Below are 12037 nucleotides of genomic sequence, written 5' to 3'. Positions count from 1 at the left end.
CCAACTGCTACGCTATCGGAGCACACCCGGGTAAACGGTCTGCATGAAGTGATAAAAGTTCACAATCGTGACTCCCAGCAGAAAGTCCAGAATCATGATGACAATAAAGGAATACACAAACGCTTCCGTCGCCGCCTTACCCACTCCTTCAGCACCTGCACCACAATGAAAGCCTCGATGACAGGAAATCAGTGAAATCGCAGCCCCAAAAAAGAAACTTTTGAAAATGCCTCCCAGGACGTCATACGCATACACGAACTGCTCGGAATAATGCCAGTAATAAAATGAATCCACGCCTAAGATCTGCGTGCTGAAAAACCAGCCTCCCAGAATCCCGACCGCGTCGGCAATAATCGTCAACAGGGGAATCAGTAAACAGCAGGAAAGAAACCGTGGCACGACAAGATAGTGAATCGGGTCTGCACCCAGCGCCCGCAAGGCATCAATCTGTTCGGTCACCCGCATCGTTCCCAGTTCCGCCGACATGGAGGTACCCACTCGACCAGCCAGCATGATCGCCGCCAGGACCGGCCCCAGTTCTTCTACCAGCGAAATCGCGATGACGGCACCAATCTGGTTTTCCATATGCATCAATTTGAACTGATCATAAGACTGGACTGCCAGAACCATACCGATAAATCCACCGGTAATCAGAATCACCGGGATACTCTGGATTCCAATATGGTACATGCACGACCAGAGATTACTCCGCGGTGGCAGCCGCGTAATGATCCAACCCAGCATCTCCCAACCAAAGAGAAACAGATCACCCAGCAGGCAGACAGTATTGATGACTCCACGTCCCAAACCGTGAATCAGGGTGTCTCGAGGGACTGAAGGCGAAGCAGATGACATTAATTCTTTCCAGTTCAGACTTTACTATGCAATTGACTTTCTCGTCCGCGGGCAGAAGGTTAATGGATTTTCGGATTTGAATCGAGACCATTTCTGCGCTGCCACCCCAATTCGGCATCGAGGGAATTTTCTAAGCAGAAGGACACATTTTTTGGGTTGAGTCTTTCCGTAACACCGCTTCCCCTGATAAAATACATCAAGATCAGTTGAATTGATAAATTGGGGTGTATCTCCAAGGCCTATATTGATTTAATGAACCTCACTCACTCAGAAAGTCGGTCGATCTGGATGACCAGACCCTGATGTGCTTACCACTTTGACACCAAATCCGATGTACAACAGAGAAAGTAAGGATAGGTAAAATGAGATTTTTTTCTGTCGCGCTGATTTCCGTTATCTCGTTCACTCAGGTCGCTAACCTGTCAGCCGAGGATAAAAAAGCCAATCCCGCCACTGAACAGGCCAAAGCCAAAGTGATTGCCGCCGGGGGATCCGTTCTGGAACTGGCTCAGAATGATGACCGACTTGAAATCGCCTTTCACTTGTCAGACCAGAAAATTACCGACGAAACCCTCAAAACCCTCGCAGGGCTCACAAAAGTGGCCTCACTCAATCTGCGTGGCACAGAAGTGACTTCCGCCGGTCTCGCACAACTGCAGCATCTCAAAGATTTAACTCACCTGCACCTGGAAAAAACCAAGGTGAATGATGCAGGGCTCAAGCAGCTGCAACAACTCCCGAATCTGGAATACCTGAATCTGTATGGTACGGAAATCACTGACGCTGGTCTTTCCCAGCTGAGTTCACTGAAAAAACTCAAACGACTTTATGTCTGGCAGACGAAAATCACTCGCCCTGCTGGACTGGCACTGCAGGAACAGATCACTGGACTGGAAGTTATCGGATTACCCGAAGAGCCCAAACCTGTCGTAGCCGAAAAACCAGAACTCCCTAAACCGGTGGAGAAGAAACCAGAAGCGAAAAAAACCGCTGAGAAAAAACCAAAGCCCAAAACAGAAAAGAAACCGAAACCTAAGCCTGCTGAAAAGAAAGCAGAAAAGAAACCCGCTGAAAAGCCAGCAGAGAAAAAAGAGGCTCCCAAAAAACCTGAGAAAAAAGAGAAATAAGTTCTCAGGATCAACCACCAAATAAAAAAGCAGGGCTGACAATGCCCTGTTTTTTTTGATCCTCTGGAGAAGAGTCGCTCGCATTTCTTGAACGCATCACATTTTGTGAAAGCGTCTCTCAATCTATGGTACGCGGGCCAAACGCCCCTGGGGACGCTACAGTAAAACGGGACACAGTCTAAAACCGGTTTTCACAGGCATCAGAACCGGATTTCCACGGTTATGCTCCCCCCAGGGTAAGTCTGACTGACCTGAACAGCCGACTGGAGACCAATTCCTGCCTGACCAGTTTGAGCAAAACACATCAATCCAGTTGTAAACGTGATCACACTGGCAGTAAAAGCATGGTACAATGCTACATGAGCTACGACTGGAATATCACCTTATGAACAAGGTGATCAACTCAAATCTCAAATGACAAGTCAGGTTCAACCGGGGAGAGAGCGGCATTGGAAATCACATACCAGCAGGAAATAATTGCGCCCATCGAAGTCGTATTCAGTTACTTGAATGACGATGAAAAAATGAAGCTCTGGATGGAAGGGCTGGAATCGGTTGAATATCCCAAGAGGAAAAACACGGAAAATCAGGTGGGGACAAAATTCATTCATACTATTAAAGAAGGTTTGAACACCCAAACGTACGAAGGGACTTTCACCGCATACGAAGCACCCACGCTGATCGCTGTTGAACTGACCCATCCCGCACACCGGATCGAAGTCAGTTATGAATTAACCTCGCTCGGCAGAAAAACGGAACTGGACTATCACTGCGAACTGGAGTTCGCCTCGTTTTACTACCGCTTCATGGGAGTGTTGTTCAGCTGGTTCACAAAGCGAATCCTGAAAACACAGATGGCGAAGCTGAAGGAACTCGCAGAACAGGAATCGGTACGACGTGTTCCGCCGGCGAAATAGCCGCTATTTCTTCTTGACCTTGTCTTTTTTTCTGGCTGTCAGCTCTGAAGGAGTTTCGGGCCCCAGGTGATAGAGCCGCGCTGTCTTGTCAAAACAGGCCACACACATCCGCAGTCCATCGGGATGGAAATCCAGATCGTAAGGCACACTTTTAACCTTTTCTGATGCGAAAGGCTTCTCTTCCCCCAGTTTCCAGAACCAGATCATACCCGACGAATTTCCGCCAACAGCGGAAATGAAATCATTTTCGGGATGAAAGCGGACTCCCCAGCAGGTCCCTTTAAAATTATCATCGGGTGTCATGACCGCCAGTCGCTTACCCGTCGCCCAGTCAAACAGAATTACGGTGGGCACACCAATACCGGCAAAGGCATTTGTAACTTCACCGATTCCACTGATGGCGAAGTATTTGCCATCCCGGCTGATATCCATTCCCCGTACGCCGCCAATGTGGCCACGAAACGTGGTATCGTATTTATAAATCGCGCTCCCGTCGAAATCACGTACCAGCTCGCCAGTTTCAACATCCCACTGTTTTAGATTTCCACGCAAATCTCCGGAAATCAGCCAGCGACCACTCGGGTGGAACTTTACGTTATAAACCTGATATTCATGACCTTCCAGTACCCGGACCAGCTTCGCCGTTTTGACAGACCAGAGTTTGACCAGACAGTCATTTCCCCCCGTTGCTACCAGCGTTCCGTCAGCGCTGATGGCCACTCCCCGCACATACCCTTTATGGGCAGAGACTAAATGCTGTGGCTTTGGTTGCTCTGTCTCAAGATCCCACCAGGCGATCTTGCCTTCATAGGCCCCCGTGATCAACAAGGGATGAGAACGACTCACATCAAAGCGACGGACCCAGCTCTGATGCCCCAACAGCTCCGTATTCTCAGCACTCACCAGATCCCAGCGATTAAAGGCTGACCCCTGGGCGCCTGCCAGCATGTAATTTCCAGTGGCATCAATCTTGCAGGAATACAACGGTCGCGAATGGGAAAAGCTACCTACTTCCCGAAATCGTTCTGGATCGGCGACAGGCGGTTGCTGACGAAACAATTCGACGAATTCCTGATACTGACTCTCTTTCGTCCGCTGTTCTGCCAGTTTTTTTTCAGCTGCCGCTGTCTGCTTTTTCAATTCTGCCTGCTGCTTCTGTTTCACAGGCAGTGACTGCTCCAGCATCATAACCTGCTGTTCCAACTGTTTCAGTTCCTGAGACAATGTTTCAGCTTTGAGTTTCGCCGATTCAGCCGATTCATCAGACTTTGCTTCCAACTTTTTTTTGTCTGTTTTTTTCTCCGGTGTCGCTTTTGCTTCCTGTTGCAGCACTTTCAAAGCATCCGTTGCGGTTTTGATCTTCTGCTTTGTCTTCTGGATCCTGTTCTGAATCTTGCTGATTTCAGAGTCGGCCTGCTTCAGATCTGCTTTGATCTGATTCACGGCTTTCACTTGAGCGTCAGTAAGTTGTGACGCTTTGTCTGCGTCAAGTTCCGCGAATTTCAGGGCAGCAGGCAACTGCGTCGGTCCATGATAGAGGATCGGTTTGACTGCCTGTAGCGGCGATTCGGCAGCATTTTTTTTGTCAGCAGTTTCTTCTGCAGCCGATAAAACGGAAACAGACCACAGTATGACAGCAGTCTGCAGACCGATTATGGAAAACTGCCGTAGATGAAATCCACTCACGCCAGAATCTCCTTGATTGCTTCTGTCTTGGGATCGGCTTTCGCAATCGGCTGACCGTTGGGATAAAATTCTTCTGACGAATCCAGTCCGACTGCCTGATAATAGGTATGAAACAGATGCCCGCCGTTGACTTCACGATCAATCACTTTTGTGCCGGTTTCGTTAGTTTTGCCGGAAACCGCGCCCCCTTTGATTCCAGCCCCACCAACCGCGATAGACCAGGCGGTGCCCCAGTGATCTCGCCCCACGCGTGAATTAATTTTAGGAGTGCGGCCAAATTCACACATGCAGATAATCAGGGTATGTTCCAGCAAACCTCGATCGTAGAGATCAGAAACGAACATCGCGAAGGGGCGATCGAACTCGCCCAGTTGCTCGATATGAAAGTTGAAATTCTCTGAGTGCGTGTCGTAATTCGTATGGCCTACTTTGACAAACGTCACCCCTTTTTCAATCAGCTGTCGCGCCATCAGGCAGTGCTGCCCGAAATCATGCTTGCCATAGCGTTCCACGTCTTTGTCCGAAAAGTGACTGAAGTCAAAGATATCCCGCCGGGACATCAACGCTGCTGCCTGGTCAAACGATTCATTGTAGACTTCGGTATGGGCAGTCTTGCGTTTCTGCTCAAATCGCTGACTGACTTTACTTCTCAGACTCCGCCTGAGCACGTCCCGCTCTGCCGTCATAGAAGAATGCATCGCCAGATTCGCCGGCGCCTTCCCACCTGACAAAACCAGTGGTGCATGACGCGGTCCTAGAAATGTGGCTTCCTTAGAAGAGCCGCCTGCTCCCACAGAGATATATCCCGGCAACGGACTGTCGGGTGGTGACAGATGGCTGGAAAACGAGGAGCCCAGATAAGGATAGGCAAATCCAGGCTGTTCTTTCCGCCCTGTCTGCATAATGTAGGCGCCTTTACCATGGTTATTTTCTTTGGTGTTGATCCCCCGAACCAGCGCCAGGTGATGCATCTGCTGGGCCGTGTGAGGGAGCAGCTCGCTGATCTGCACACCAGGTGCTGATGTGGAAATCGCCTGGAAGGGGCCTCCCGTTTCCGTCCCCGGCTTTGGATCCCAGGTCTCCAGCTGACTCACTCCGCCGGACAGCCAGAACACGACCACCTGTTTCTGTTGCGACGCCAGTTTTTTCGCAGCCTGAACCTGGGTCATTCCACCAAAACCGAGCATACTTAATGCACCAGCGGCAGACCCCCCGAGAAAAGAGCGACGCGTCAGTGATTCATGTGATCCACAAGTATAGTTACAACGCATTGTCATACCTTCTCCCTGCATCCCCTAAGACTGACTGTGTTTGAATCCACTTGAGGATGTTCTATCAGTGATTAAATCGAAACTCCGATGACATTAACAACGCCCAGATCAGATCAGTGACGATCACTGCCCGGTCCTGTCCCTTTTTTCCCGCCAGCAAAGCCGCCACATCCTCAGTTTCGTCCTGAGCTGGATGTCTTGTTAAGACACTGAGGTACAATTCTTCCGCCAGTTGATCGGATTGATCGGCTGGAATCTTCAGGAGACGATCGGCCAGATTTCCGGGCCGCGCCGGCAGAATCACCTGAATCCGCTGATCATTAGACAAATATAAGATCTGATCCGCGGTCGCTTCGAACTCTTTGACGGGCTCTCCGGGTACTCCTCCGAATAAGGATACAAACTGGCGTTCATAGCCCAGCAGGTTTTTTCGTAGTGTTGCTTCACTCAACTTCTTTTTCAGGCTGTTGCGATGCACTTCTGCCAGCCCGGTTGCTTCCATGACCGCCCAGGCATACTGCTCTGGATTTAAAGGCTTCAGTAACGCATGAGTGAATTGCGCATCGGACAAGTCTTTCGCTGTTTTATCCTCAAACAATTCGTTGGCACTTGAGCGCTGGTATGTTTCGCTTAAAGCGATCTCGCGCAGATACCATCTCAGATCATAGTCGTGTGATATCAGTTGATCGGTCAGTACTTCCAGTAACTGCGGGTGCGAGGGAGGATTATCTGAATGGTCCGCATCAAGCGGATGGACGATTCCCCGCCCCAACAGCATCGCCCACAAACGATTTGCCATTGTCCGTGCAAAGCGGCGATTATCAGTAGTAATGGCCTCTCCCAACTGAGCACGTCGGCTGTATTTGGGAATCGGCCTTACATTTTTCGCTGGTTTGACTTTGTACTCTTCTCCTTTTTTGAATGCAGGTTCAGCAATCTTTTTGCCATCAAACACGGCGGGCAGTGTTGTCTCGGGACCTTTGGACGTTTTATCGCGCACTTCAAATACCGACTCATATTTGACTTCGCCTTCTGCTTTCTCAGCAAAGACCGTCTGCTTCTTCTTTTTGTCGGTAAACACAAAACTGCGAACCAGAAACGCGGAGATCCCGTAGTAATGATCCTGCTTCCAGTCTGCGACTTCCGGGTGATCGTGACACTGGGCACACGTCAGATCGGCTCCCAGAAAAATTCGACTGATGTCCCGTGTCAGTTCATTCACCTCACCACTACGAGCCAGATAAAATCGTGCCTCGGCCTGATGTGCTTTATCAGAGCCATCCGCAGAAAGGATTTCTCGCACCAGCTGATCCAGTGGTTTGTTCTCGGCAACAGATGCCCGTAGATATTCTCCCCACGCGCCGACATCAATATACTTCTTATTCATCCGCTGCATCAGCATTACATCCAGACGCTGCGAAACAAAACGGGCGTACTCGGGAGAGCGCAACAGTTCATCGACCAGAACCACACGCTTGTCGTGCCGTTGGTTATTCAGAAACGTCCGCGTCTGTTCGATCGTGGGAATCCGCCCCGTCAGATCGAGATAGATCCGTCTCAGAAATTCAGCATCATCACAGAGCGGAGATGCCAGTTTGTCGTAATCGGTTTGACGGCGCTGGATGAACTGGTCGATCAACACATGCAGTACAGGCCCAGTGGGTAGCATCGGCTTTTTCGCTACCAGTGCCTCATCCCCAGACTGCGATTGACCAGCAGCCGAAATGGAATTTGCTATCGTTTGCAGGAAGAATACCATCAGCAGCAAAACGTAAACTCGCATGTTCGCGCGAAACATGGGTCTCCTTTCTTCCGTTCTCTGCAATGTCGTTCAGACAGTCTCGCTATCTGAGGCGGGACGTAGAGAAACTCATGTTGTTTCAATACGTTGTGGGAAGTCAAAAACACATAGGCAGGTGTTTATTTATCGTCTATTGTGCCTCCCCTGCTCCACTCCGTCAAGTATAATCCACAGATCTTACTTAGCTTTACATAATCCGGCGAAAGGAAACAGAGACGAAACCGAAGCTTGAAAAGCAGGCGCTAGCGGTTCGTTTTCTCAATGGAAGTGGTTTGCGAGTCCGGGGAAATGTCATAACAAGCAGCCATTTCACTGTTTCGCACAAACAGTTTCCCATGCGCTAAAGCAGGATGATTCCAGGTCTGCCCACTGAGTGCCTGAAATTTCGCGATCGGGGAATACTCTTCGGAATCCGCTTTGACCAGTTCCACGCTACCGTCCTCTGCCAAGATCAGCAGCATCGATTCCACGAGCAGCATCTGACCATATCCATAGCGTCCTCTTTTCCACATGCGTTTGCCATTCTCCAGGTTCAGGCAGGTGAGGATCCCTTCATCCAGCCCATACACACAGCCATCACGCATCACAGCAGAATTGAATTTCAGTTTGGGACTTTTACTCGTCCAGACTTCAGTGACTTTCCACTCGTCTCCGGATTTCACTACTGACAGCCGCGCCGAACCAACCCCATAACCGGAGCCGATAAAGACCGACGAATCATCAATGACAATCGGTTGGGCCGCATTGATGCCGGCCTGATTTGTCCAGGGAAAAAACCACAGTGATCGACCGTCTGCCGGCGCAAAGCTTTCCAGTCCTTTCGCGTGAAACACCAGGACCTGAGACACTCCCTGCAATTCAGCCAGTTGAGGAGAGCTGTAACTCGATTTCCGGCTGCCTCCTGTCCAGAGCTGCTTGCCAGTCCGTTTATCAAAGGCAATGATCGAACGATGATCCAGCTCTGACGTATCTACAACCAGCCCCTGATTCACAATTACCAGGTTTTCCCAAATCAGAGGGGAACCTGACATACCCCATTGCAGATTGTTCAGATTCTGTTCTTTGAGCAGATCGTGAGTCCAGACCTCAATGCCGGAAGCCGCTTCGAAACAATGGAGAATTCCCGTTCCTCCCACTGTGTAAAGAAATCCCTGATCGAAGGTCGGCGTCGCGCGTGGCCCCACTCCTCCCAGGGTTTCTTCAAAACGTACTTCATCTTCATAAACCCAGAGTTGATCTCCGGTCCGCCCGTCATAGCAGACCACGACTTCGACAGCGCCTCGCTGCTCTTGAGTATAAACCCGATCGCCGACAATACAAAATGATCCCCAACCCGCGCCGACCGGATGTTTCCAGACTAATTCAGGTGGCTGCGTATTCCAGTCAGTTCGGATCGACTGTTCGCCCGCGATTCCCGTCCGGTCGGTTCCCCGATAGCCAGGCCAGTCTCCTGATATCACTTCCAGAGCCTGTCCCGTTGTTTTTGGCTTTGCTTCGGGGTTATTCTCAATCTGTTCGAAATACGCTTTGGCCCGTTGCTCTGGAGTTGGCAAGAACCGAAATCGAAATCGGGGAACCATATCCCCTTCAAAACTTTCCACGCGCAGCAGCCCAAAGAACAGCACAAAAGCGAATCCAGCAAGCCCGAGTCCTTTGAAGCGTGTCTTCCAGGCTAAACCTGAAAACAGCAGCCACCAGATGAAGAGCCCCACCAGGATATTGCGGATCCCCTCATAGACTGCAAATACCTGATAAGTACGATCCGGCGCAAGCTGAAACCAGCGAAAAAAGATGGCTGCGATCCCCAGCAACAGAATGCCAAGCCCCCACTTCCAGCGAAACGTATGTCGGGGAGTGTCAACACTAGTCGCCTGATCCAGTTCAGCCTCGGTCTGGGGCCCGCCCTCACTCATAAATCAGCCTCGTTATTTTTTAAACAGACCCACATAGGCTTTGACAACACTGGAGGCCGGCTCAAGATCCGATTTCACAATCCCTGCCAATGGCGCATAGATGACTTTTACAGATTGAGAAAAAGGGGGAAACTTCATCTTCCCTTCCATCCAGACCAGTGGTCCCGCCAGCAAGAAGTAGAGCAGCAGGAATGCGGCTGCACACATTGCGACAACCCCTGATTTTTGCAGCATGGTCGTCTGTTCCACATCGGGATCGGGTGACAGACTGGAAATGACTGGCGCATTCATAATTCAACTCAAGATTGTGGGAAACTTCATGGCAATCTTACCCCAAACTCATTTGAGACGTTTCAACAATTATCTGAAATGAAATAGAGTCTGTTTATTTTTTACGGAAGGCAGGCAGTTGCTGGCCGGTTTCACGATCAAATTCATCCGGTCGGCGGGTGCGCGGCAAACGGTCGTGAGTTTCTTCCTGCCATTGATCAAGGGCCGTTCGCAATTCCTGTTGAACTTCCCGATACTCCGGATTTCCCGCCAGGTTGTGTAATTCATGAGGATCTGCTTCCATATCGTACAGTTCCACTTCCTGCCGAGGAATCTGAAAACAGCTTTGCTGATCTTCGGTCAGCTTCCCCGCGTCACGCAGTTCCAGCATTTTGACGTAAGTGTCACTGCGAACGGCATCAGCCGGTGGAGTTCCCGGAAGATCAGTATAGAAATTTCGAATATACTTATAACGAGGAGAACGGACCGCGCGACCAAAATCTTCAAAGTCATGCCAGTTATGCTCCGCAAAAATTAATCCACGGGTAGTTGCTTCCGGACTCTTCAGGAGTTTATGGAAGCTTTTTCCCTGAAACGTTTCTTCCATTGGTAAGCCTGCCAGTTCCAGTACGGTCGGCGCAAGATCCACTGAACTGATCAAAGAATTACAGACACTCCCCGCTTTAACCTGAGCAGGCCACGCGACAATCCAGGGCGTTCGAATTCCGCTGTCATACACGGTTGTTTTACAACGGGGAAAGGGGCGACCGTTATCACTTAAAAAGACAATCACCGTGTTGGATGCCACTTTCTGCGAGTTCAGTTCTTTCCGTACATCTCCAACGACACCATCCAGCCTCGCGATCTCATCATAGTATAAAGCCAGATCGCCGCGCACCTCTGGAGTGTCAGGCAGATAAGGAGGCACGCTGACATCTTCATGAATATGCGGTCGTTCAATGATATTCCGTTGATAGGGACGATGCGGATCAGTAAAGGCAAACCACATGAAAAACGGTTTGTCCTTCGGCCTCTGCTTCAGCGTCGGTACCCATTCGTTCAACTTCGTAGTTACCAGATCAAACTTGCTTTCCGTGGGTGTCCCCAGATGCCATTTCCCGGCGGAGGCAGTATAGTAACCGGCGTCCTTTAACTTCTCCACAAAAGTCACCTGGCTGGCTGGTAGAGGCAGATGCAGTTGATGAGCCCCCGTGCTGTGGGGATAGCGGCCGGTAATGATACTCGCTCGACTGGGACTGCAGGAACTACAGGTTAAATACGCATGATTAAACTTCATGCCATCTGCAGCCAGCTGATTCAGATTAGGCGTCTGGATTTTGGGATGACCATAGGCACCACAGTCATCCCAGGCCATGTCATCCGCAATGAAAACAATAAAATTAGTCTTCGCTGTCGGTTGCGTTTGCGCTGACAATTCCCCTTTCAGCCCCATGAATACCAGTACTGTCATCAGGAAGCATTTCAACGGCATCAATCGCATATCAGTCTCTTTATCAACTTGAAATGAATTCGTTCAAGGCAGGATACGGGCACGCTCATCAGGACTCGGCATCCGGCAGGTCTCGTGTTTTCCAAACAGGCGATAGCGAACACTCGCAATCAATCGGTATCCCAGATCCCGGAACGGAAGGGGAATACACCACAACAACCATCCACAGACATTCCAGGGAAATCCCAGCAGCCACAACAGCCTGACGACTGCCGCTGATCGCTTGTAACAATGCGATCCCTCTACAGTCCGAAAGACAACCGTATCGACATTTGCGAGATCCTGCTCGCTCAATAACTCCTGGGCAGTTTCTCCCTGCAGAGGCGCATAATACAATCGTGCGTGCCGGTCTCGAGCCATCGCAAAATCGACACTGGAATTACATAAACCGCACACACCATCAAAAAACAGAATCGGCTTATCTCTCAAATTGGAAGCCTCTAATTCTTCCGAATTGACGTCCGCAGAAGCAGCAGAGATCGGACGATCAGAATCCATGGTGATCACTGATTTTTTCATGTGATTTCGTTTCTCAATCTGAAACACGATCCAATCTACCGAAAAAACGTACCTTACCTGTAATATTATACGTAATAAGCATTTATCTCCAGTCGTATTTTAATGCATTCGCCGGAATCCCGGTAAAACACTCTGCCTCGCACATTGCTTATGCCCTGAAGGTTCAGA

The 12037-nt window shown here is 50.0% G+C and carries 10 protein-coding genes; 2 read left to right on the top strand and 8 right to left on the bottom strand.

Annotation, left to right across the window (positions count from 1 at the left end; all coding sequences use genetic code 11):
• Window positions 1-12: 12 nt before the first annotated feature.
• Window positions 13-855, bottom strand: a complete 843-nt coding sequence (locus ACN0YH_RS21025) for an MlaE family ABC transporter permease (protein ID WP_417381557.1) — start codon at window positions 853-855, stop codon at window positions 13-15.
• 362 nt (window positions 856-1217) lie between these two features.
• On the opposite strand from ACN0YH_RS21025, the gene ACN0YH_RS21020 reads away from it, so the two are divergent.
• Both ACN0YH_RS21020 and ACN0YH_RS21015 read left to right on the top strand, forming a co-directional pair.
• On the top strand, window positions 1218-1982 hold the full coding sequence (locus ACN0YH_RS21020; RefSeq protein ID WP_417381556.1) for a hypothetical protein: 765 nt from the start codon (window positions 1218-1220) through the stop codon (window positions 1980-1982).
• A 449-nt stretch (window positions 1983-2431) separates the two neighbouring features.
• Complete coding sequence (locus tag ACN0YH_RS21015; RefSeq protein WP_417381555.1) at window positions 2432-2899, top strand: SRPBCC family protein; 468 nt, start codon at window positions 2432-2434, stop codon at window positions 2897-2899.
• A gap of 3 nt (window positions 2900-2902) precedes the next feature.
• Here the strand turns inward: ACN0YH_RS21015 and ACN0YH_RS21010 are convergent, their stop codons facing one another.
• The 7 genes from ACN0YH_RS21010 to ACN0YH_RS20980 all read right to left on the bottom strand — a co-directional run bounded on the left by ACN0YH_RS21010 (window position 2903) and on the right by ACN0YH_RS20980 (window position 11869).
• The gene (locus ACN0YH_RS21010) at window positions 2903-4585 is read right to left on the bottom strand and encodes a hypothetical protein (RefSeq protein ID WP_417381554.1); all 1683 of its coding nucleotides are present in this window, start codon (window positions 4583-4585) and stop codon (window positions 2903-2905) included.
• Entirely contained in the window at window positions 4582-5862 is a 1281-nt protein-coding gene (locus ACN0YH_RS21005; protein ID WP_417381553.1) for a DUF1501 domain-containing protein, read from the bottom strand. Before ACN0YH_RS21005 ends, ACN0YH_RS21010 begins: the two co-directional genes overlap by 4 nt.
• 58 nt (window positions 5863-5920) lie before the next feature.
• Window positions 5921-7654: a DUF1549 domain-containing protein gene (locus tag ACN0YH_RS21000; protein ID WP_417381552.1), complete on the bottom strand. Its 1734-nt coding sequence runs from the start codon at window positions 7652-7654 to the stop codon at window positions 5921-5923.
• Between the two features lie 245 nt (window positions 7655-7899).
• Window positions 7900-9570, bottom strand: coding sequence for a PQQ-binding-like beta-propeller repeat protein (locus ACN0YH_RS20995; RefSeq protein WP_417381551.1), 1671 nt, complete (start codon window positions 9568-9570; stop codon window positions 7900-7902).
• Between the two features lie 12 nt (window positions 9571-9582).
• A complete protein-coding gene (locus tag ACN0YH_RS20990) occupies window positions 9583-9861 on the bottom strand; it encodes a hypothetical protein (RefSeq protein WP_417381550.1) in 279 nt (92 codons plus the stop codon).
• A 94-nt stretch (window positions 9862-9955) separates the two neighbouring features.
• Window positions 9956-11341 carry a sulfatase gene (locus tag ACN0YH_RS20985; RefSeq protein ID WP_417381549.1) on the bottom strand — a complete coding sequence of 462 codons (1386 nt, stop codon included), beginning with the start codon at window positions 11339-11341 and terminating at the stop codon, window positions 9956-9958.
• 33 nt (window positions 11342-11374) lie between these two features.
• Entirely contained in the window at window positions 11375-11869 is a 495-nt protein-coding gene (locus ACN0YH_RS20980) for a thiol-disulfide oxidoreductase DCC family protein (RefSeq protein ID WP_417381548.1), read from the bottom strand.
• Between the last annotated feature and the right edge of the window lie 168 nt (window positions 11870-12037).

The sequence above is a fragment of the Gimesia sp. genome (genome assembly GCF_048262075.1).
Lineage (GTDB): Bacteria > Planctomycetota > Planctomycetia > Planctomycetales > Planctomycetaceae > Gimesia.
Note: the sequence above shows the minus strand (reverse complement) of the source record. Positions and strands in the feature narration are given on the sequence as shown.